The following is a 20512-nucleotide window of genomic DNA, read 5'->3' as shown; positions in this document are numbered from 1 at the left end:
TTCTGCCAGCTCAAACACTGGCGAGGACTGGCCACCCGCTATGACCGGCACGCCCGCAACTACCTCGGAGCGCTCCACCTCGCAGCCCTGCTCACCTGGCTTCCATGATCCACCAGACACTCCCTAGACGAGTGAGTCCGCACTCGATCAGTGGTCGAGGTCGGTGAATCCTTGATCGGTGAACCGGCGCGTTTCCCGACGGGACGCGTCGGGTTTCGCGCCGGAACGACGATCATGCTCCCGGGCGGGTGGCCGAGGACCAGACGTTCTAGACCTCGATCTCCGCGCGCAGGCTCGCGAGGTGGCCGGCCCAGCGGCCGATCATGCCGCGGAACAGGTCCTCGCCGAGGTCGTTCAGCGGCGCCAGGTGGCCCACGAGCTCCAGCATCACGAGCCCGTGCATCTGGGCGCGCAGCTCGTAGAACAGGGCGAGGGCACCGACCGGCAGCCCCACTTTGGCGGTGTCGGCCTCGGCGAGCCGCTCGGCACCCGGTTGCACCGGGATCGTCGCCAGCTGCTCCGACGTCCACCCGTCGAAGACGACCTCCCGGAAGGGCTCGGCGAGGCTCACCGCGGCGCCGACGACCTCCTCGCGTGACGGCGGTGCGTACCCGGGCACCGGGGTGCCGTAGAGCAGCAGGAAGGAGGGGCGGTTGGCCAGCGCCCAGTGCCGGTAGGCGTTGGAGGTGGCGAACAGCCGCTCGACCTGTGGACGGCCGCGGGTGGCCGCGGCCGCGTCGGCGACCGCGGCGGCGAGCCGGCGGTGACCGTCGATCACCAGGGCGGTGAGCAGCTCGTCGCGGCTGTCGAAGTAGTGGTAGAGCGACTGGACGGTCATGCCGACGGCCCGCGCCACGCCGCGCAGCGACAGGCCGCCCGGGCCGCCTTCGGCCAGCTGCTCGAGCGCGGCGGCCTTGATCTCCTGCACGGTCTCGGCCCGTCGCCGCGCCCTGACCGACCCTTCAACTGACACCGACAGTTCTCCTTGACAGTGTTAGGCAGCATCTCGATACTGGCACTGCTCGCACAGACTAACAGTGTCAGGCAGGAGTAGCGATGCGCACGGTTCTCGCAGACGCCCGACGGGGGCACCCCGGCCTCTACGCGGTGGCGATCCTGATGGCGGCCCTCGCCCTCGTGACGCTCGCGCTCGCCGTGGTCGACCAGCGCGAGCTGCTCGGCGCCCCCCTCTGGTTCAAGCCGCTCAAGTTCTCCCTCTCGATCACGCTCTACTCGGCCGCGCTGGCCTGGATGCTCTCCCGTCTCCCGGGCCGGGTGATGCAAGCCGCCGGCTGGATCATCGCCGCCGGGTTCGTCCTCGAGATGGTGATCATCGTCGGGCAGGCGGCCCGCGGGGTGCGCAGCCACTACAACACCGACAGCGCCTTCGACATCGCGCTCTACTCCCTGATGGGCGCGATGATCACGGTGGTGTGGCTGGCGACGCTGGCGATCGCGCTGCGGTTCCTGCGCGAACGCTGCGACGACCGCGTCACGGCCACCGCGGTGCACCTCGGCCTGGTCATCGGGCTCGCCGGCATGGCCGTCGGGTTCCTCCTCTCCGCGAACGACGGCCATGCCGTCGGTGTGGCGGACGGCGGGCCCGGCCTGCCCCTCGTCGGCTGGAGCACCACCGGCGGCGACCTGCGGGTCGCGCATTTCGTCGGCATGCACGCCCTGCAGCTGCTGCCGCTGCTCGCCGCGGGCCTCACCGCGCTCGCCCCGGGCCGCCTCGACGAGACCGCCCGCGTGCGCGTCGTCCAGGTGGCGGGCGCGGCCTACGCCGCGCTGACGGTGCTGCTCACGTGGCAGGCGCTGCGCGGGCAGGCGCTGCTCGCCCCCGACGCCCTCACCCTCGCCGCCCTCGCCGCGCTGCTGCTCGGTACGGCAGGGGCGCTCGCGGGCGCGCTGCGCCGCCCGTCCGTCCCCGCGGCCGTCTGAGGAGGCCCCGTGGACCCGCAGCTGCTGTTCGCCCTCGCGTTCCCGCTCGCGGCGCCGTTCTGGGCGCTGATGATCCTCGCCCCGGGCTGGACGGTGACGCGCCGCGTCGTGGCCTCACCGCTGATCGCCGTGCCCCCGGCGCTCGTCTACGCGGTGCTGGTGCTGCCGCAGTTCTCCACGGTGTTCGCGGCGGTGGCCTCGCCCGAGCTCGCCGGCATCGCCGCACTGCTCGGCACGCCGCTCGGCGCCGCGGCGGGTTGGGCGCACTTCATCGCGTTCGACCTGTTCGTGGGCCGGTTCATCTACCTCGACAGCCGTGAGCGGGGCGTCCACCCGCTGGTGACCGCCCCCGTGCTGGTGCTGACGATCATGCTGGCGCCGCTGGGACTGCTCGCGCACCTGCTGCTGCGGGCGGTGCTCCCCCGGCGGCGCGGCACGCTCGACCTCAGTGCGGCCCCGGCGCGGTGAACCCGTCGAGTTGCGGGTCGGAGCCGTCGTCGCCCTGCTCGGCCGAGCGCGGGAACCGCGCCACCACCCGCAACCCGCCCCCGGACGGCAGCTCGAGCACCAGCTCGCCGCCCGCCACCTCGAGGGTGCGGGCGGCGATCGCGAGCCCGAGCCCCGACCCCTCGGTGTTGCTCTGCCCCGGGCTGCGCCAGAACCGCCCGGTGGCGCGTTCGAGCTCCTCGGGGGCCATGCCGGGGCCGGTGTCGCGCACGGCGATCTCCACGCGGCCATTCACGGAGGCGGTGCGCACGTCGATCTCGCTGCCCGCCGGGGCGAACTTGACGGCGTTGTCCAGCACGGCGTCGAGCACGGTCGCGATCGCCCCCTCCGGCGCCACCACCTGCAGCCCGGTGGCGCCGCCGCGCACCAGCCGCAGGTCCATGTGCTCGGCGAGGGGCCGCCAGGCGTCGAGCCGGTCCTCGACGCCCACATCGACGTCGGCGACGACCGGTGGTGCGGTGCGCTCCGCCCGCGCGAGGGCGAGCAGCCCGTCCAGCAGCGTGGACAGCCGCTCCGCCTCCTCGAGTGCGGCGGCGTGGTCCTCGGCGGCGACCTCGTCGACGTGCCCGTCGAGGTTCGACAGCCGCAGGCGCAGCGCCGTGAGCGGGTTGCGCAGCTGGTGGCTCGCATCGGCGACGAACGCGCGCTGCGTGGCGTAGGCCTGCGCCACGGTGGCGGCCATGCGGTCGAACGAGGCCGAGAGCCTTCGCAGCTCCGGGGGCCCGGTCCCGTCGGACACCGGTTCGGGGTCGGCCCCGGCGAGCACGGCGGCCGCCACCCGGTCGGTGCCCTCGTCGAGGCGGCGCACCGGGCGCAGGATCCAGCGCACGATCGGGAGCGCGACGACGACGCCCAGCGCGAGCGCGGCGAGCCCGGCCGCCACCACCAGCGACCACACCCGCAGCTCCTCGGCGCGCAGGGCGTCGGTGGGCGAGATGGTGACGGCCACGCCGCGCACCTCGGTGTCCACGAGCACCGGCTCGGCGAGCACGAGTGGGCGCTCGTCCCAGGGCAGGAGCAGCGGGTAGACCTCGGAGCGGCGGTTGGCGAGCGCCAGCTCCACCCGCTCCCGGGCGTCGGCGTCGAGGACGGGCGGGGGCTGGCGCGAGGTGGCCACGAGCCGGCCGTCCTCGTCGAGCACGAGCACCGCAACGCCGTAGACCTCGTCGTAGCGTTCCAGCTCGGTGGCCAGGCCCGTGGTGTCGGCCTGCGTGATCGGCCGCTCCGCCACCGAGGCGTAGAAGATCGTGTCGGTGAGCCGGTCGGTGAACATCGCCAGCTGGCGCGCCTGGGCGTAGGACAGCGCGAGCGGCACGCCGAGCCCGGCGGCGAGCAGCCCCACCAGGAACAGCACGATCACCAGCAGGCGGGCGGCCATCGCGGCGTCACTCCGGGTCGGCGGCGGGGTCGGCCAGCCGGTACCCCACGCCGCGGACGGTCTGCACGTACTCCGGCCTGCCCAGCTTGGTGCGCAGGGTGGCGACGTGCACGTCGAGCGTGCGGTTGGCGCCCGCCCACGACCGCCCCCACACCTCGGCCACGATCCGGCTGCGGGTGCACACCGCACCTCCCGCGGTGGCGAGCAGCGCGAGCACCTGGAACTCCTTGCGGGTGAGGTTGATCGGCTTCCCGTCGACCGTGACGGAGTGAGCGTGCAGGTCGACCCGGACGCCGTCGATCTCGACCACGTCCTGGGGGCCGGTGGGCGCCGCGATCCTGCGGCGCCGGTAGACCGCGTGCACGCGGGCCACGAGCTCGCCGATGTCGTAGGGCTTCACGAGGTAGTCGTCGGCCCCGGAGTGCAGGCCGAGGATGCGGTCGTCGACCTCCCCGCGGGCCGACACCACGATCACCGGCACGTCGCTGACGGACCGGATCGCGCGGCAGACGTCGACGCCGTCGATGTCGGGCAGGCCGAGGTCGAGCAGGACGATGTCGACGTCGGCGAGGTGCTCCTCCGCACCCCGGCCCACGGCCAGCCTGGTGGTGCGCATCCCGTGGCGGTGCAGGGCGGGTCGAAGCGCGGCCGCTACCCGGTCGTCGTCCTCCACCAGCAGGATGTGCACGGCTCCCATCCTCCCCCGCGTCCGAGAGCGTTATCGGAGCGCAACCCTATGGCTTGCTCAAGGTGCTGGACTGGACGCCTCACCGCGCCCTAGCGTCCCGCCATGCCCGGAGGCCCCGCATGATCGTCGACGTTCCGCCCGCTGTGGAGGCGGCATCGTGACCGACACCCCCATGATCCGCATGGCGTCCGTCGACAAGCACTTCGGCGACCTGCACGTCCTGCGCGACATCAACCTCGAGGTCGGCGCAGGCCAGGTCGTCGTGGTGCTCGGCCCGTCGGGGTCCGGCAAGTCCACGCTCTGCCGCACGATCAACCGGCTCGAGCCCATCGACAGCGGCACCATCGAGGTCGACGGCAAGTCACTGCCCGCGGAGGGCAAGGCCCTCGCCGCGTTGCGCGCCGACGTCGGCATGGTGTTCCAGAGCTTCAACCTCTTCGCCCACAAGACGATCCTCGAGAACGTCACGCTGGGCCCCATCAAGGTGCGCAAGGCCGACAAGGCCACCGCCGAGAAGGAAGGCCTGGCGCTGCTGGAGCGCGTCGGGATCGCCAACCAGCGCGACAAGTACCCCGCCCAGCTCTCCGGTGGTCAGCAACAGCGCGCCGCCATCGCCCGGGCGCTCGCGATGAAGCCCAAGGTGATGTTGTTCGACGAGCCCACGTCGGCCCTGGACCCGGAGATGGTCCAGGAGGTCCTCGACGTGATGATCACCCTGGCCAAGGACGGCATGACGATGCTCGTGGTCACGCACGAGATGGGCTTCGCCCGGCGGGCGGCCAACCGCGTGGTGTTCATGGCCGACGGCGAGATCGTCGAGGACGCCGCGCCCGACGAGTTCTTCACCAGCCCCCGCACCGATCGCGCCAAGGACTTCCTCGGCAAGATCCTCACCCACTGAACCCACTGAACTCGGACGATTCAGGAGTTTCCATGCGATTTCGCCGGCTCACCGTCACCGCAGTCAGCGCGGTGGCGGCACTCACGTTGGCCGCTTGTGGCGGTGGCGGCGAGAGCAGCCCTGCAGGCGGCGGGGGCGCCGAGGCGCCCGCCTTCCCCGAGGGCTCGACGATGGCCACGCTGGCCCAGCAGGGTTCCATCACGATCGGCACCAAGTTCGACCAGCCCGGGTTCGGCCTGCAGGGCCTCGACGGCAAGCCGGCCGGCTTCGACGTCGAGATCGGCAAGATCATCGCGGAGAAGCTCGGGATCGCCGAGGACAGCATCGAGTGGGTCGAGACCCCGTCGCAGACCCGCGAGGAGGTCATCGAGCAGGACCGCGTCGACATGGTGGTGGCCACGTACACCATCAACGACACCCGCAAGCAGCGCGTCACCTTCGCCGGGCCGTACTACGAGGCAGGCCAGGCGCTGATGGTGCGCAGCGACGACACCACCGTCACCGGGCCCGACTCGCTGCGTGCCGCGGGCACGCGGGTGTGCTCGGTGTCCGGGTCGACGCCGTCGCAGGAGATCCTGAAGTACATCGACCAGAGCCAGCTGACCCTGTTCGACGTGTACTCCAAGTGCGCCGACGCGCTGCGCACCAACCAGGTCGACGCCGTCACCACCGACAACGTCATCCTGCTGGGCTTCATCGCCGACTCCAACGGCGGCTTCAAGCTGGCCGGCGACACCTTCACCAAGGAGCCGTACGGCATCGGCATCAAGAAGGGTGACGTCGCGTTCTGCGAGTTCGTCAACCAGACGCTGCAGGAGGCCCAGTCCAGCGGCGCCTACACCGAGGCCTGGGAGTCCACCGCGGGCTCGATCGCCGAGGTGACCACGCCCAGCCTGCCGGAGCTCGCTCCCTGCGCCTGATCGAGGCGTGATCCGCCGGGGTGCCGACCGCGAGACCCGGGTCGGCGCCCCGGCCCCGTTCGACCTGCTGCCGTCAAATCGGAGAGGGGTGGCGCCGCGGTGGACGTTCTCGTCGAGCACGCCGGGCTCTACTGGTGGGGCGTGCTCACGACCCTGCAGATCTCGCTGTACTCCGGTGTCGGTGCGCTCGTGCTCGGCACGATCATGGCCGGCTGCCGGGTCTCCCCCGTGCCGCCCCTGCGGGCGCTCGGCGCCGGGTGGGTGACCTGCTTCCGCAACACCCCGCTCTCGGTGGTCCTGTTCATGATCGCGTTCGGGCTCCCGGAGATCGCGATCAACGCCCCGTTCTTCTGGTTCGGGGTGGTCGGGCTCGCGCTCTACACCTCGGCATTCGTGTGCGAGGCGCTGCGCAGCGGCATCAACTCGGTGTCCACCGGCCAGGCCGAGGCGGCCCGCTCGATCGGGCTGACGTTCGGCCAGACCCTGGGCGAGGTGGTGCTCCCCCAGGCGTTCCGCACGGTCGTGCCCCCGCTGGGCAACGTCTTCATCGCGATGATCAAGAACTCGGCGATCGTCGGGGCCGTCGGGGTGGGCGGCGACCTGTACTCGGCCGGCGTCCAGCTCACGGGATCGCTGGGTGAGGCCGCCATCCCGGTGCTGATCGGCGTCGCGCTCGGCTACCTCGTGCTGACGATCCCGGCGGGCTTGCTGCTCGGTTACCTCGAACGGAAGGTGGCCATCGCCCGATGAGTGCTCTTTACGATGTTCCTGGGCCGCGGGCGCGCAGGCGCACCCTGATCGGCACGGTGCTCGCCGTGGTCGTGCTGCTGGCCATCGCCGCCGTGGTCATCCAGCGGCTGGCCGCCCAGGGCCAGTTCAGCGCCGAGAAGTGGGGTCCGCTGATCGACCCCACCGACGAGGCGATGCCGCAGGTGTGGGCGCTGCTCATCGGGCTCGGCCTGCGCAACACGCTGATGGCCGCGGCGCTCGCGGTGGTGGCGTCGCTGGTCCTCGGCACCCTGATCGCGGTCACCCGTCTCGTGAGCGCGCCCTCCTACCGGTGGCTCGTGGTGGGCGTGGTCGAGCTCCTGCGCGGCCTCCCCGTGGTCGTGCTGATCTTCTTCGCCGCGCGCGCCCTGCCCGAGATCGGGGTGGAGCTGCCGAACGTCAGCCGCGAGACCAACACTCTGTTCTACCTGGTCATCGGCCTGACCTTGTACAACATGGTGATCATCGGCGAGATCATCCGCGCCGGGGTCAACTCGCTGCCGCGCGGTCAGGCCGAGGCGGCGTCGGCGATCGGGCTCACCCGCTGGCAGGGCCTGCGCATGATCCTGCTGCCCCAGGCGTTCCGCACGATGCTGCCCGCCCTGATCAGCCAGCTCGTGGTGATCCTGAAGGACACCGCGCTCGGGTTCATCATCAGCTACCCCGAGCTGCTGCGGGAGGCGCAGATCATCGTGCAGACGACGCGGAACCCGCTCCAGATGTACTTCGTCGTCGCGGTGATCTTCATCATCCTCAACTACTCGCTCGGCAAGCTGGCCGAGTACGTCGAGCGGCGGCTCTCGCGCGCCCGCAAGGCGCCGGCCACGCCGGCCGCGCCCGTTCCCGTCGGCGCCGGTCAGGCGACCGCGGGCGGCTGAGCCGCCGGCGGCGTCAGGAGCCGAGGTTCTCCACGACGACCGGCTCGATGCCCTCCTGCGCGGGCAGCTCGAACCCGAGCACCTGGGCGTAGAACGACAGTTCCGCGTCCAGGGCCCGGCGGATGTTGTCCGCCCGCCGGAACCCGTGCTGCTCACCCTCGAACAGCAGGTACGCCACCGGGGTGCCGCGGGCGCGCAGCGCGTCGACGATCATCTCGCTCTGGTTGGGCGGCACCACCTCGTCCTCGGCCCCCTGCAGCACGATCAGCGGGCGCGTGAAGCGCTCCACGTGGTGGATCGGGGACCGCTCCACGTAGACGTCCCGGGCCTGCGGATAGGGCCCGACGAGGCGGTCGAGGTAGCGGCTCTCGAACTTGTGGGTGTCGGCGGCCAGCGCCTCCAGGTCGGCCACCCCGAAGTGGTCGGCGCCCGCGGCGAACGGGGTGTCGTCGCGGGCCAGCGCGGCGAGCGTGGTGAACCCGCCCGCCGAGCCGCCCCGGATGCACAGCCGGTCGCCGTCGACGCGGCCCTTCGCGGCGAGGCTGCGGGCAGCCGCGATGCAGTCGGCCACGTCGATCACGCCCCACTCCCCCAGCAGCTCCTGCCGGTAGGCGCGCCCGTACCCGGTGGAGCCGCCGTAGTCCACGTCGACCACCGCGAAGCCGCGGCTCGTCCAGTACTGCACGCCGACGCTCAGCACCGGCGTGGCCGACGAGGTGGGACCGCCGTGGATCTCCACCAGCAGCGGCGGCAGCTCCCCCTCCGGGCCGCGCCAGTCCGGCGAGGTGGGCGGGTAGAAGTGCGCGTGGGCCCGCCGCTGCTCGCCCGCGCCGTTCACCGAGTCGAACGTGAAGTGCTCGGGCTGCGAGATGCGCTCCGGGTCGAGGCCGAGGTCGCGCGGCGCCCGCAGGGTCTCGATCGCCGAGGTGGTGACGTCCACCCGGTGCACGCCCGGCTCCGCGGTGGGGGTGCCCGCCACCACGACCACCGTGTCCGGCCCGGCCGCGCGCACCGCCGCGACCGCCGAGAAGGGCACGTCCAGGTCGACGAGGCCGCCGTCGTGCTCGCGGACGGCGAGCCCGTCGCGGCCCTCGCGCCGGCGCGCGTACACGATCCGGCCGTCGTCGAGCCGTGCGTAGCGGGCCGACCCGAACACCCACGACGGCACCCCGATCTCCGCGTCGAGGCGCACGACCGGGGCGATGTCGGAGCCCGGCGTCCAGCGGTAGAGGTTCCACCAGTCCGTGCGGTCGGACAGGAACAGCAGCGACCCGTCCGGCTCGAACCGCGGCTCCAGCACCGACTCGCCCGGCCCGCCCGCCACCACGGTCTCCTCGCCGGACGCCAGGTCGCGCACGATCAGCAGCGTGTCGTCCCACGGCATCGACGGGTGGTCCCACTGCAGCCAGGCCAGCGTGGTGCCGTCGGGGCTCAGCCGGGGCGCGGCGACGAAGTCGGGGCCGCTCACGAGCACCTCCGGCTCGGACGACCCGTCGGCCGCGAGCCGGACCACCTCGTTGCGCACGTCGGCCGCCGACGGCCCGGTGTGCCGCTCCCGCACGCAGACGATGGTGGCGCCGTCCGGTGAGACGTCGCCGTCGGCGTAGCGGTCGGCGCGCGGCTGTGCAGGCTCTGCGGTGATCGGCTTGGGCTCGGCGCCCGGCTCCAGCCGGTGCAGCCGCTGGTCGGCCCAGTCGGTGAACCACACCACGCCGTCGCGGACCCACCACGCCGCGCCGCCGTACTCGTGCACGGCGGTGCGCGCGTTGCGGCCCTCGGGGAGCAGATCGGTGGTGGCGCCGTCGGCGGTGCGGCGCACGAGCTGTGTGCGACCGCCCTCGGCGGGCCGGCCCTCGGCCCACACGACGTCGGCGCCGTCCACCCGGACCTCGCCCAGCCGCACCGCCGCCGCCGTGACCAACTCGGACGTGATCGGGGTGGGCCAGGAGCCGTAGGGGAGCTCGGTGATCGTCACGTCGACACGTTAACCGCTCCGCGGACCCGCCGGCGCGTAGCGTGGGCGACCCCGGACGACGAGCGAGAGGAACCGCCGTGACCGAGCCGCCGGAGGAGCCGCAGCAGAAGCCGATCGAGGCCCAGATCGTGCCGGAGCCCGCACCGCCGTCCCCGCCCGCGCCCGACTACGACGAGCACGGCGTGCCCAGCCTCGACTACGTGCGCGACAAGATCGAGGGCCGCTACGCCACGTCGCTCGGGGCCACCGAGCTGGCCGAAGGCACCGCCGCGGGCCGCAGCCTGGAGGAGCAGGAGGCCGAGCGGGCAGCTGCGGCGAAGGCGAAGCTGGAGGAGCTGCGCCGCTCACTCGGCTGACGCAGGCGACTCTCCCCCGTGGCCGTTGCGGCGAATCGGTGTCGTCAGCCGCGGCGCACCCGCAGCGCGGTCCACAGCAGGACGATGGCCTCGCGCAGGTCCCGCGGCCGCGCGACCGGCAGAACGCCGACCGCTCCGGACAAGCCGGGCCACCAGCGCACCGACCCGTCCCGGCGCACGGTGCCGAGGGCGGGTTTGCGGCAGGCGCGCACGGAGGCGGGCAGGGTCGGGTAGCGGGTGGCCAGCCGGGGGTCGCGGCAGGAATGCACCGTGACGGGCACGCGGAGCAGGTCGGGCAGCTCCCGCGCGATCTGCGAGCAGCTGGGGCAGGTCACGTCGGCGACGACCACGACGGCGACGGGGGCGATCACGGCACGAGCATCGCAACCGCGAGCGCGCCGACGCACGTCAGGGCCAGCAGCGGGCGCACGGCGCGTTCCGCGCGCGCCCACACCTGCGTCCACGAGCCGTCGTCGCTCCACGCGTTGGACAGCAGCGGCATGGCGAGCCGTCCGAGCGCGAAGCCGGCGGCGAGCGCGAACGCCGCGGGGAACGGGACGACCAGCAGCACCGCCGCGAGCACGACGTGCGGCAGGGCGGAGGGCGAATAGGTGCGCATGCCCGTGCCCATCTCGAACCCGAATTGCAGCGCGCCCCATCGCCGCAGGTGCTGCACGTCCTCGGGCACGAGGCGCGCGTTCTGCGGCACGGGGAAGCGCACGAGCCCCAGCTCGCGCAGCAGCGCAGGCACCGCCACCAGGGCGAACACCGCCCACCGCGCCGGGGCGGGCAGCAGCGCCTGCGGCAGCGCGCCGAGGGTACCCGCCACGAACGCCACCAGGGCGGCACCCAGCAGCAGGCCGGTGCCGAAGAACCGGGCCACGGGCTCGTCGCGCCAGACCGACGCGCTCAGCAGGAACGCCGAGTTGTGGCTTCAAGTGCTGCCGGAGTTGGCGAACCCGGCTGCCGCGCCGGCCACGAGCAGCAGCGCGGGCCCGCCCGCCCACCCGGCCACGAGCCCTGCCAGCAGCAGCGCGAGGGCTGCGGTGAGCGGGTGCAGCAGCGGCCGGGCGGTCACGACCCGCCCAGGAGCGAACCCGACGACTCGGGCAGGCGGCACGCGGCGATCGTGATGCCGGTGTAGGTGTCGCCGCTGGCGAACACGACGTCGGAGATGGCGTCGGAGCAGCGGTAGCCCTTCCACCGCCACGCGTTCTTCCCCTCGCACTCGGTGCTGAGGCGCGTGCTCTCCATCTCCTCGCCCTCGATCTCGTAGTAGCCCTCGCGGTGGTAGCCGCCCCGGCAGGGGTAGCTGCCGCGCCGCCAGCCGCCGTAGCAGACCGCGGGCCCGTCGAACGGCCAGTTGCTGCCCTCGGCGTCGTAGGAGGAGGGGGCGCAGCCGGTGTGCTCGGCCCGGCTCGCGCCGCCGGGTCGGGCCGCGGCCGTGCGGCGGTCGAGGTACCAGTCGAGCGGCACGAGCGCGGCCGCGGCGGCGCCGATCACGAGCCCGCGCAGCACCGTGCGCCGCGACGGCCGGAGAGCGCGCAGCTGCGCCACGACGACGCTCGGGGCCGCGCCGGGCGGCGGCGTGGACGTGCGCGGGATGTCGTCGAGGCGGGTCATGCCGGGCTCCCGGCGTGCAGCAGGCCGGCCAGGTCGGTGTCGGCGTCGACGAACGTGCGGTCCACGACCGTCCCCGCGGCGTCGAGCCGCAGCACGGTCGGCGCGTAGCCCTCGAACAGCTCGGCGCGCGCGGCCGGGTCGGCGAGCAGTTCCGACCCGGGGTGCGCGGCGAACGCCTCGGGCCGGTCGACGAGCGCCACCACCCGTACGCCGTCGTCCGCGAGCGGGGCGAGGGCCTCCCACACCACATGACAGAGTGCGCACTCGGCGTCCAGCACGGCGACGTACCCGCGGCGCCGCCCTGGTCCCGGGTGCACCGAGGCCGGCGCGGGCCTGCCGACGACGGCGCCGTACCCGGACAGCCCGATCCGGCGGGCGGCCTCCAGCGCGCGCACCCGCGCGTACACGGCGACGAGCGCGACGAGCGCGAACGCCGCCACGAGCAGCGCCAGCAGCGCCACGGCCAACTCGAGCGACATCGTCACCCCACCCACGCCGCGTCGAGCGCGCCGAGCGCACCGAGCACCTGGTCCTCGGTGAGCCCGATCGGCGCGCGCCCGGACTCGGGGCCGTGCAGCACGACGTCGAGTGCGGCGCTCTGCCCGGCGAGCACGTACCGCCACTGGTGCACGGTGCCGGAGACGAGCGCCGACGCCGTGTCGGAAAGGAGCCGGTCGGCGCGCCACAGCTCGCCCGCCGGCACCCGCAGGCCGGCCCACTCGGGCAGCGTCGGCAGGGCGTCGACGGCGCGCCGCACCACGAGCGTCGCGCGGTCGCCGCGGCCGATCAGGGACACCCCGGACTGGCGCAGCAGCAGGTCGGACGCGGGCACGAGGGTGGCGCCCGCCGGGTCGTCGGCGAAGCGGAACGCCTCCAGCATCGACAGACCGCCGTCGGCCGGGGCCGGACCCCCGAACCACGTAGTGGCCTCGTGGTGCGGCCCGACGAGCACCAGCGCGGAGTCCGACCGGTCAGCGGCCTCGAACAGCACGGCGTCCGCCCCGCGCAGCGGCACCCGCCGCTCACGCGCCCCGGGCAGCACGTGGGTGGGGATCACGCGGTGCTCGCCGCGGGGGGCGAGGAAGAACTGCCGTGCGGTGCGCGGGCCGGTGAACCGGGTGCTGGCGTACCAGCGCAGCGAACCGAGCACCTCGGGGACGAGCAGGGCGACCCGGGCCCCCGACGGCGCCACCCGCGTCGTCCACACCGGTGGTGCCCCCGCCGGGGTCTCCACCCCGCCTGCCGTCGCCGCCGTCATCCCTCGCCCTCCGTCCTGCGCGCCGCAACGGCGCCGTTCGGCACAACGAGCACGGGAACGGTGACGTCACGCGGTCATGACGACACGCAGCGTTGCCATCCGGGTGATCTTCGGCGGCGCAGCGTGGCCGGCGCGCGGCATCCGGGTGAGAACACGCGGAGGGGGCTGCGTTCCGCGGAACGCAGCCCCCTCCTCGCCGATCACACCGCCCGGGTGGTCAGGCCTCCGAGCGCTTGAAGATCTTCTTGCCCAGCCAGACCACCGGGTCGTACTTGCGGTCCACCACGCGCTCCTTGAGCGGGATGAGCGCGTTGTCGGTGATCTTGATGTGCTCCGGGCAGACCTCGGTGCAGCACTTGGTGATGTTGCAGTAGCCGAGGCCGTGCTCCTCCTGGGCCGCCTCCTTGCGGTCGGCGACGTCGAGGGGGTGCATGTCGAGCTCCGCCACGCGCATCAGGTAGCGCGGGCCGGCGAAGTTCTCCTTGTTCTCCTCGTGATCACGCACCACGTGGCAGGTGTTCTGGCACAGGTAGCACTCGATGCACTTGCGGAACTCCTGGCTCCGCTCCACGTCGACCTGCTGCATCCGGTAGTCACCGGGCTCGACGTCCGGCGGCGGCGCGAAGCTGGGGATCTCGCGGGCCTTCGTGTAGTTGAACGACACGTCGGTGACGAGGTCGCGGACCACCGGGAACGTGCGCAGCGGCGTGACCGTGATGACCTCGTCCTCGGCGAACGTCGACATCCGGGTCATGCACATCAGCCGCGGCCGGCCGTTGATCTCGGCACTGCACGAGCCGCACTTGCCGGCCTTGCAGTTCCAGCGGACGGCGAGGTCCTGGGCCTGGGTCTGCTGGAGCCGGTGGATGATGTCGAGGACGACCTCGCCCTCGTTCACCTCCACCGGGTAGTCGACGAGCTCGCCCTTCTCGTCGTCCCCCCGCCACACCCGGAAGTGCGCGTCGTAGCTCATGCCTTCTCTCCCACCCCGGCGCGATGCCCGCCGAGCTCCTCGCCGGTGTAGTACTTCTTGAGCTCGTCCAGCTCGAAGAGGTCGAGCAGGTCGGGCCGCATCGGCACCTGTTCCTGGCGCACCAGGTGCACGTCGTCCTCGCCGTTCGCCGACAGCACGAGCAGCAGGTGGCGCCAGTCGGAGTCCATGACGGGGTAGTCGTCGCGGGTGTGCCCGCCGCGGCTCTCCTGCCGCTCCAGCGCGGCCTTGGCCACGCACAGCGACACGAGCAGCATGTTGCGCAGGTCCAGCGCCAGGTGCCAGCCCGGGTTGAACGCGCGGCCGCCCTCCACGGTGACCGTGCGCGCCTTCGCCGCGATGGCCTGCAGCGCCTTGAGCGCCTGCTCCATCTCCTCGGACTTGCGGATGATGCCGACGAGCTCGTTCATCGTCCTCTGCAGCTCCAGCTGCACGACGAAGGGGTTCTCCCCGCCCTCGGTGGCGCTGGAGAACGGCAGCAGCGCGCGGTCCTGCGCCGTCGTGACGTCGTCGATCCGCACGGCCGGGCGCACCCCGCCGAGCGTGTCGACGTACTCGGCCGCCCCGAGCCCGGCCCGGCGGCCGAACACGATGAGGTCGGACAGCGAGTTGCCGCCGAGCCGGTTGGAGCCGTGCATGCCGCCCGCGACCTCGCCCGCGGCGAACAGGCCCGGCACCTTGGACATCGCGGTGTCCGGGTCGACCTCCACGCCGCCCATCACGTAGTGGCAGGTGGGGCCGACCTCCATCGGCTCCTTCGTGATGTCGACGTCGGCCAGCTCCTTGAACTGGTGGTACATCGACGGGAGCCGCTTCTGGATCTCCTCCGGCGAGAGCCGGGAGGCGATGTCGAGGAACACGCCGCCGTGGGGGCTGCCCCGCCCCGCCTTGACCTCGGCGTTGATCGCGCGGGCGACCTCGTCACGCGGCAGCAGTTCGGGCGGGCGCCGGTTGTTGTCGGCGTCGGTGTACCAGCGGTCGCCCTCCTCCTCGGTCTCGGCGTACTGCTCGCGGAAGACGTCCGGCACGTAGTTGAACATGAACCGTTCGCCCTCGGAGTTGCGCAGCACACCGCCGTCGCCGCGCACCGACTCCGTGACCAGGATCCCCTTCACCGACGGCGGCCAGACCATGCCCGTCGGGTGGAACTGCAGGAACTCCATGTTGATCAGCGTGGCGCCCGCGCGGAGGGCGAGCGCGTGGCCGTCGCCGGTGTACTCCCAGGAGTTCGACGTCACCTGGTAGCTCTTGCCCACCCCGCCGGTGGCCAGCACGATCGCCGGCGCGTCGAACCGGACGAACTTGCCGGTGTTGCGGTAGTAGCCGAAGCACCCGGCGATCTTGCCGTCGTCCTTGAAGATCTCGGTGATCGTGGTCTCGTGGAAGACCCGGATGTTGGCCTCGTAGTCACCGGTCTCGGCGTAGTCCTCCTGCTGCAGCGACACCACCTTCTGCTGCAGCGTGCGGATCATCTCCAGGCCGGTGCGGTCACCGACGTGCGCCAGCCGCGGGTAGGTGTGCCCGCCGAAGTTCCGCTGACTGATCTTGCCGTCCTTGGTGCGGTCGAACAGCGCACCGTAGGTCTCCAGCTCCCAGACGCGGTCCGGGGCCTCCTTGGCGTGCAGCTCGGCCATCCGCCAGTTGTTGAGGAACTTCCCGCCGCGCATCGTGTCGCGGAAGTGCACCTTCCAGCTGTCGTTGGGGTTGACGTTCCCCATCGCGGCCGCGCACCCGCCCTCGGCCATCACCGTGTGCGCCTTGCCGAACAGCGACTTGGAGATGATGGCGGTGCGCTTGCCCTGCGCCCTCGCCTCGATGGCGGCCCGCAGCCCGGCACCCCCGGCGCCGATGACGACGACGTCGAATTCGTAGCGCTCGATCTCTTCGGTCATCTGCCATCACCCTCAGTTGATGATCCGCAGGTCGGGGATCCAGCCCGCCGCCACGGCCATGATGTAGAAGTCGGTGAACGCCAAGGTCGCGAGCGTGATCCAGGCGAACTGCATGTGCTTGGTGTTGAGCCTGGACACGAACTGCCAGAACTTGTAGCGCACCGGGTGCTTCGAGAAGTGGTTGAGCCTCCCACCGATGATGCTGCGGCACGAGTGGCACGACAGCGAGTAGCACCAGAGGAAGAAGACGTTCACCAGCAGGATGACGTTGCCCAGGCCGAACCCGAACTCGCCGTCGGTGCGCACGAACGCGTAGAACGCGTCGTAGGTGTTGATCAGCGCGACGAACGTGGCGATGTAGAAGAAGTAGCGGTGCAGGTTCTGCCCGATGAGCGGGAAGCGGGTCTCACCTGTGTACTTGCGGTGCGGCTCAGCCACGGCGCACGCGGGCGGCGACAGCCAGAACGACCGGTAGTACGCCTTCCGGTAGTAGTAGCAGGTGAGCCGGAACAGCAGCAGGAACGGCAGCGAGACCGCGGCGTAGGGCAGCCACCAGACGTCGGGGAGGAAGCGGCCGAAGTGTGCGGCTTCCTCGACGCAGCCGACCGACACGCACGGGGAGTAGAACGGCGTGAGGTAGTTGTACGGCTCGACGAAGTACCACTCCTGCATGAAGGAGCGCACGGTGGCGTAGAGGACCCATGCCGTGAGCCCGACGAAGTTGGCCAGTGGTGGCAACCACCACCGGTCCGTGCGGAGTGTCCGTGCCGAGATCTGCGCCCGGCCTGCGGACGCGTCTGTGGTGGATGACACGTCAGGGGTTCCTTGTTCTGTGCGGTACGACGCCGTCCGCTCCAGCCCTCGCGGCGTCGGGACGTCTGGATCTCGCCGGAGCCTACGACGACCGGCCGCGCGTGGTGTCGCGGGCTGTCACTGTGCGTTCTCATCGTGACGCGTTTCACGCGCGACGCGTAGGCTCCCCGCGTGACCCGCGAGGTGGACGAGCGCGGTGCGGGTGGCGGGGCGTTGGCCGCCACACGGCGTGCGCTCACGCCGGGCGACGGCCGGCCGCCCACGCTGCTCGTGCTGCTGGCGGGGGCCCTCGTCGGCGTCACGGTCATCGCCTCGGTCGTCGGCACGCTCTCGCTGACGGCGGGCTCGGCCACGGGCGGCTCCCCGCCCGATCCCGTGGCGGCACCTCCCGGGCTGGCCACGCCCCCGCCCGCCCCGCCGACCGAACCCGCGCGCGCCGAGCCCACCGCCGCCCCCACCGGGGAGCGGCCCGCCCCGCCCGACGTGTTCCAGGACCCGGAGCTGCGCACCCTCGCCGCACCGTTCCTCACCGGGCCCGGTGCCTCGTGCGAGCGGCGCGCCCCGGAGCCCGACGTGGCCGAGAGCGTGGCCTGCGACCTCGGCGACGGCCGCACCGCCGTCTTCACCAGGACGGTCACGCCCGAGGCGATGCGCGAGCGGCGCCAGGACGTGCTCGCCGGCCGCGACGCCCGAGCGGGCACCGTCGTGTCGGTGCGGTGGCGCTACGCCGGGCAGGGGCAGGCCACCCGCGCCGGGATCCCACCCCGGGAGAACGCCCGCGGCGAGGGCGTGCGGGTGCGCTTCGTCGACCGCGAGGGCGCGGCCCGGCTGTACTTCGACCAGGACTCGACGGCGTGCATCGGCGACATCACCTCAACCCGCCCGGACGCCGGCAGCGGCGCCGACCAGGAGGCGCTCCGCAGGTACTGGTCCGATCCAGCGGGGTGACCCCGGCCGGGAGAATCAGCCCGGGTGGCCGATCCCGGCCGCGAGCCCGTCCAGCACCATCGCCAGGCGGCGTTCGAACACCACGTCCTGGTCGGGGAGGTCCTCGGCCTCCACGACCAGCCGGCGCAGGTAGGGGTGCCCACCCTCCTCCAGCAGCCGCGTGATGTACGGCCCGGTGTGGCGCTGGTAAGTCCATGCCGGTGCGCCGCTGCGCCTCGGCCTCCCCCAGCTCCTGCCCGACGAAGCCGCGGGTGAACTGCAGGGCCGTGGACAGCAGGTCCAGCATCCCGTCCACGTCGAGGCCGAGCCCGTCCACGCACGCGAGGCCGGCCTCGAGGAACCGCAGGGCGTTGGGTCCCAGGCTCGGCCGGTGGCCGAACCGGCCGAGCCAGGGGTGCGCGTGGTGGATCCGGCGCATCTCGCGGGCCAGCCGGGCGAGGTCGTCGCGCCAGCTCCCGGACGGGATCCCGGTCAGGTCCAGCTCGCCCAGCACCACGTCGTACATGAGCTCGGTCAGGTCGTCCTTGTTGCCGACGTGCGGGTAGAGCGCCATCGGGCTGTGGTCCATCCGCGCCGCGACCTTGCGCATCGAGACGGCGTCGACGCCCTCCTCGTCGGCCAGCACGACCGCGGCCGTGGTGATGGCCGAACTCGCCGATCTCGCCCGAGGTGTCGCCATGTCCTTCTCCCCCTCCCCTTCCATCGCCGTCGTCGGCGGCGGGCACAGCGGGCTGGTGCTGGCCCGGATCCTGCAGCGCCACGGCATCGGCTGCACCGTCTACGAGCGCGACGCCGCCCCCGACGCGCGCCGGCAGGGCGGACTGCTCGACCTGCACGTCGAGTCCGGCCAGCTGGCCCTGCGCGAAGCCGGGCTGCACGAGGAGTTCCGCCGGCTCGTCCACCCGCAGGCGGAGGCCATGCGGGGACAAGGCGGGCACGGTCTTCATCGACGAGCAGCCCGGCGAGCGTTCGGGCCGGCCGGAGATCGACCGGACGGACCTGCGGAACCTGCTGCTGGACTCGCTGCACCCCGGACGGGTCGTCTGGGACCGCGAGCTCAGCCGGGCCCGCCGCACGGACGACGGGCGGTTCGAGCTCGTCTTCGCGGGCGGCGAGCGCGTGACGGCCGACCTGCTGATCGGGGCCGACGGCGCGTGGTCCCGGGTGCGCCCCCTGCTGTCGGACGCCTTCCCGGAGTACGTCGGCATCACCTACTTCGAGCTCCACGTCACCGATGCGCCGGCCACGGTGCCCGCCTCGGCCGCGCTGGTCGGCACCGGGAGCCTGTTCGCCCTCTCGGACAACAAGTCCATCGGCGGGCACGGGGGCCGCGCCCTGCACCTGGGAGCGATGCTGCGCGTCCCCGAGGACCGGCTCGACACCCGTGGCGTCGACTGGTCGGACACCGCCACCACCCGCGCCGCCCTGCTCGCCGAGTTCGCCGACTGGGCACCGGAGCCGACCGACCTCATCCGCCACTGCGACGACGAGATCACCCCGCGGCGGATCCACGCCCTCGCCACCGGCCACGCGTGGCCGCGCACCCCGGGCGTGACCCTGGTCGGCGATGCCGCCCACCTGATGTCGCCGTTCGCCGGCGAGGGCGCCAACGCCGCGATGCTCGACGCCGCCGAGTTGGCGCTGGCCCTGGTCGAGCACGGCGCAGACACCGCGGCCGCGCTGTCGCACTACGAGGCGCGGATGTTCCCGCGCTTCCGCCGTGGCGGCCCGGGAGTCCGCCGACGGGCTCGAGCTGTGCTTCGCCGACGACTCACCGCGGGGCATGGTCGAGTTCTTCGCCGGGGTGGGCGGTTGACGGCACTTGCCGTCCTTCCTATGCTTTCCATCTAGAAAGTAGATGCCGATCAGAGGGGGCACGATGTCCGGAACACCCGAGCTCGACCAGGTCGCCGAGGCGCGGCGCAAGATCGCCGCGCACGCCGGGTTCCCCCGCACCTACTGGGCGGTCTACGGGGTCGCGCTGGTGCTCTGCGCCGGGCTGTCGATCTGGATGTCGTACCTCCCCTCCGGGGACACGACGTACCTGCCCTGGGCGCTCGCGGCGCTGGCGGTGGCCTCGGCCGTCTACTCGGCGGTCCGGCGCCGCCGCTCCGGGGTGTACCTGCCGCGCCGGATCAGCTCCTACCCGAAGGCCCGCAGGATCTGGATCGCCGGGATCGTCATCACCGCGTGCGGCTTCCTCGGGATCCACCAGCTCGTCGAGCACGCCCACCGCGACATCGCCCTGTACCTGCTCGTCCCGGTCGCCGTCGTCGTGTTCGCCGTCCAGGTGGCCACCCGCCGGGCGATGCGCGCCGACATCGAGGCCGGTCTGGCCACCCCGTGAGCCGCGACCCGCTGCTGGAGACCGGTCCACGGCTGGCTCTCTGCGCGCTGTTGCAGGGTGCGGAGTGGGTCGACTTCGCCACCGCCCGCGACATGCTCGCCGTGAGCGACTCGGCGATCTCCAAGCACAGCCGCACCCTCGAGGAGGCCGGCTACCTCGAGGTCCGCAAGGGCTCGGTCGGGCGCCGACCCCGCACCTGGTTCCGCCTCACCCCCACCGGACGCGCGGCACTCACCGGCCACCTCGCCTGGCTGACCGCCCTGAGCAACGCCCACGGCGCGCCCGCGGAGAAGGACGAGGCGAACCTGTGAGTCGGCCCCGCGCCTGC

The 20512-nt window shown here is 72.6% G+C and carries 25 protein-coding genes and 1 pseudogene; 12 read left to right on the top strand and 14 right to left on the bottom strand.

Translation table 11 applies throughout. The features are described 5' to 3' along the window. Window positions 1-268 precede the first annotated feature (268 nt). Window positions 269-973: a TetR/AcrR family transcriptional regulator gene (locus ACFPL3_RS37200; RefSeq protein ID WP_343941960.1), complete on the bottom strand. Its 705-nt coding sequence runs from the start codon at window positions 971-973 to the stop codon at window positions 269-271. Window positions 974-1056: 83 nt separating this feature from the next. Here ACFPL3_RS37200 and ACFPL3_RS37195 point away from each other — a divergent pair, with 83 nt between their 5' ends. Both ACFPL3_RS37195 and ACFPL3_RS37190 read left to right on the top strand, forming a co-directional pair. Further along, window positions 1057-1941, top strand: a complete 885-nt coding sequence (locus ACFPL3_RS37195; RefSeq protein ID WP_343941961.1) for a hypothetical protein — start codon at window positions 1057-1059, stop codon at window positions 1939-1941. Window positions 1942-1950: 9 nt separating this feature from the next. After that, entirely contained in the window at window positions 1951-2409 is a 459-nt protein-coding gene (locus tag ACFPL3_RS37190; protein ID WP_343941962.1) for an ABA4-like family protein, read from the top strand. Here the strand turns inward: ACFPL3_RS37190 and ACFPL3_RS37185 are convergent. Continuing rightward, complete coding sequence (locus ACFPL3_RS37185) at window positions 2387-3826, bottom strand: sensor histidine kinase (protein ID WP_343941963.1); 1440 nt, start codon at window positions 3824-3826, stop codon at window positions 2387-2389. The genes ACFPL3_RS37190 and ACFPL3_RS37185 overlap by 23 nt on opposite strands. Before the next feature lie 7 nt (window positions 3827-3833). After that, window positions 3834-4514, bottom strand: a complete 681-nt coding sequence (locus ACFPL3_RS37180; protein WP_343941964.1) for a response regulator transcription factor — start codon at window positions 4512-4514, stop codon at window positions 3834-3836. A 172-nt stretch (window positions 4515-4686) separates the two neighbouring features. On the opposite strand from ACFPL3_RS37180, the gene ACFPL3_RS37175 reads away from it, so the two are divergent. From ACFPL3_RS37175 to ACFPL3_RS37160, 4 genes are all read left to right on the top strand, one after another. Then, window positions 4687-5415, top strand: coding sequence for an amino acid ABC transporter ATP-binding protein (locus tag ACFPL3_RS37175; RefSeq protein WP_343941995.1), 729 nt, complete (start codon window positions 4687-4689; stop codon window positions 5413-5415). A gap of 32 nt (window positions 5416-5447) precedes the next feature. Beyond that, window positions 5448-6335 carry a glutamate ABC transporter substrate-binding protein gene (locus ACFPL3_RS37170; protein ID WP_343941965.1) on the top strand — a complete coding sequence of 296 codons (888 nt, stop codon included), beginning with the start codon at window positions 5448-5450 and terminating at the stop codon, window positions 6333-6335. 99 nt (window positions 6336-6434) lie between these two features. After that, window positions 6435-7085 (top strand): amino acid ABC transporter permease, encoded by a 651-nt coding sequence (locus ACFPL3_RS37165; protein WP_343941966.1) that lies wholly within the window; start codon window positions 6435-6437, stop codon window positions 7083-7085. After that, window positions 7082-7981 carry an amino acid ABC transporter permease gene (locus ACFPL3_RS37160; RefSeq protein ID WP_343941967.1) on the top strand — a complete coding sequence of 300 codons (900 nt, stop codon included), beginning with the start codon at window positions 7082-7084 and terminating at the stop codon, window positions 7979-7981. Before ACFPL3_RS37165 ends, ACFPL3_RS37160 begins: the two co-directional genes overlap by 4 nt. 13 nt (window positions 7982-7994) lie before the next feature. Here the strand turns inward: ACFPL3_RS37160 and ACFPL3_RS37155 are convergent, their stop codons facing one another. Further along, window positions 7995-9956: a S9 family peptidase gene (locus ACFPL3_RS37155; RefSeq protein WP_343941968.1), complete on the bottom strand. Its 1962-nt coding sequence runs from the start codon at window positions 9954-9956 to the stop codon at window positions 7995-7997. Window positions 9957-10033: 77 nt separating this feature from the next. Between ACFPL3_RS37155 and ACFPL3_RS37150 the strand changes: the two genes are divergently transcribed. Next, window positions 10034-10312, top strand: a complete 279-nt coding sequence (locus ACFPL3_RS37150; protein WP_343941969.1) for a hypothetical protein — start codon at window positions 10034-10036, stop codon at window positions 10310-10312. 44 nt (window positions 10313-10356) lie between these two features. Here the strand turns inward: ACFPL3_RS37150 and ACFPL3_RS37145 are convergent, their stop codons facing one another. From ACFPL3_RS37145 to ACFPL3_RS37105, 9 genes are all read right to left on the bottom strand, one after another. Beyond that, window positions 10357-10683 carry a hypothetical protein gene (locus tag ACFPL3_RS37145; RefSeq protein ID WP_343941970.1) on the bottom strand — a complete coding sequence of 109 codons (327 nt, stop codon included), beginning with the start codon at window positions 10681-10683 and terminating at the stop codon, window positions 10357-10359. Next, window positions 10680-11195: a hypothetical protein gene (locus ACFPL3_RS37140; protein ID WP_343941971.1), complete on the bottom strand. Its 516-nt coding sequence runs from the start codon at window positions 11193-11195 to the stop codon at window positions 10680-10682. Before ACFPL3_RS37140 ends, ACFPL3_RS37145 begins: the two co-directional genes overlap by 4 nt. 51 nt (window positions 11196-11246) lie before the next feature. After that, complete coding sequence (locus ACFPL3_RS37135) at window positions 11247-11390, bottom strand: hypothetical protein (RefSeq protein WP_343941972.1); 144 nt, start codon at window positions 11388-11390, stop codon at window positions 11247-11249. After that, entirely contained in the window at window positions 11387-11935 is a 549-nt protein-coding gene (locus ACFPL3_RS37130) for a hypothetical protein (protein WP_343941973.1), read from the bottom strand. The genes ACFPL3_RS37135 and ACFPL3_RS37130 overlap by 4 nt, the downstream gene beginning before the upstream one ends. Continuing rightward, window positions 11932-12414 carry a hypothetical protein gene (locus ACFPL3_RS37125; RefSeq protein WP_343941974.1) on the bottom strand — a complete coding sequence of 161 codons (483 nt, stop codon included), beginning with the start codon at window positions 12412-12414 and terminating at the stop codon, window positions 11932-11934. The genes ACFPL3_RS37130 and ACFPL3_RS37125 overlap by 4 nt, the downstream gene beginning before the upstream one ends. A 2-nt stretch (window positions 12415-12416) precedes the next feature. Continuing rightward, window positions 12417-13193, bottom strand: a complete 777-nt coding sequence (locus ACFPL3_RS37120) for a hypothetical protein (RefSeq protein ID WP_343941975.1) — start codon at window positions 13191-13193, stop codon at window positions 12417-12419. A 217-nt stretch (window positions 13194-13410) separates the two neighbouring features. Further along, window positions 13411-14166 (bottom strand): succinate dehydrogenase/fumarate reductase iron-sulfur subunit, encoded by a 756-nt coding sequence (locus tag ACFPL3_RS37115; protein ID WP_343941976.1) that lies wholly within the window; start codon window positions 14164-14166, stop codon window positions 13411-13413. After that, complete coding sequence (locus ACFPL3_RS37110; protein ID WP_343941977.1) at window positions 14163-16076, bottom strand: fumarate reductase/succinate dehydrogenase flavoprotein subunit; 1914 nt, start codon at window positions 16074-16076, stop codon at window positions 14163-14165. The genes ACFPL3_RS37115 and ACFPL3_RS37110 overlap by 4 nt, the downstream gene beginning before the upstream one ends. Before the next feature lie 12 nt (window positions 16077-16088). Beyond that, window positions 16089-16889, bottom strand: coding sequence for a hypothetical protein (locus ACFPL3_RS37105; RefSeq protein WP_343941978.1), 801 nt, complete (start codon window positions 16887-16889; stop codon window positions 16089-16091). A gap of 171 nt (window positions 16890-17060) precedes the next feature. Between ACFPL3_RS37105 and ACFPL3_RS37100 the strand changes: the two genes are divergently transcribed. After that, window positions 17061-17837 (top strand): hypothetical protein, encoded by a 777-nt coding sequence (locus tag ACFPL3_RS37100; protein ID WP_343941979.1) that lies wholly within the window; start codon window positions 17061-17063, stop codon window positions 17835-17837. Here the strand turns inward: ACFPL3_RS37100 and ACFPL3_RS37095 are convergent. Next, the gene (locus ACFPL3_RS37095) at window positions 17758-18516 is read right to left on the bottom strand and encodes a TetR/AcrR family transcriptional regulator (RefSeq protein WP_343941980.1); all 759 of its coding nucleotides are present in this window, start codon (window positions 18514-18516) and stop codon (window positions 17758-17760) included. The genes ACFPL3_RS37100 and ACFPL3_RS37095 overlap by 80 nt on opposite strands. On the opposite strand from ACFPL3_RS37095, the pseudogene ACFPL3_RS37090 reads away from it, so the two are divergent. The 4 genes and pseudogenes from ACFPL3_RS37090 to ACFPL3_RS37075 form a co-directional block, all read left to right on the top strand. Then, window positions 18479-18685: pseudogene (locus ACFPL3_RS37090) on the top strand (NAD(P)-binding protein); the annotation flags it as partial. The gene ACFPL3_RS37095 and the pseudogene ACFPL3_RS37090 overlap by 38 nt on opposite strands. Before the next feature lie 271 nt (window positions 18686-18956). Beyond that, window positions 18957-19688 (top strand): FAD-dependent oxidoreductase, encoded by a 732-nt coding sequence (locus tag ACFPL3_RS37085; protein ID WP_343941981.1) that lies wholly within the window; start codon window positions 18957-18959, stop codon window positions 19686-19688. A gap of 28 nt (window positions 19689-19716) precedes the next feature. Next, the gene (locus ACFPL3_RS37080; protein ID WP_343941982.1) at window positions 19717-20184 is read left to right on the top strand and encodes a hypothetical protein; all 468 of its coding nucleotides are present in this window, start codon (window positions 19717-19719) and stop codon (window positions 20182-20184) included. Beyond that, the gene (locus ACFPL3_RS37075) at window positions 20181-20495 is read left to right on the top strand and encodes a winged helix-turn-helix domain-containing protein (protein WP_343941983.1); all 315 of its coding nucleotides are present in this window, start codon (window positions 20181-20183) and stop codon (window positions 20493-20495) included. Before ACFPL3_RS37080 ends, ACFPL3_RS37075 begins: the two co-directional genes overlap by 4 nt. The last annotated feature ends 17 nt before the right edge of the window (window positions 20496-20512 follow it).

The organism is Pseudonocardia zijingensis, from assembly GCF_042657305.1.
Taxonomy (GTDB): Bacteria; Actinomycetota; Actinomycetes; order Mycobacteriales; family Pseudonocardiaceae; genus Pseudonocardia; species Pseudonocardia zijingensis.
This window is presented reverse-complemented; position numbering and strand designations above follow the sequence as displayed.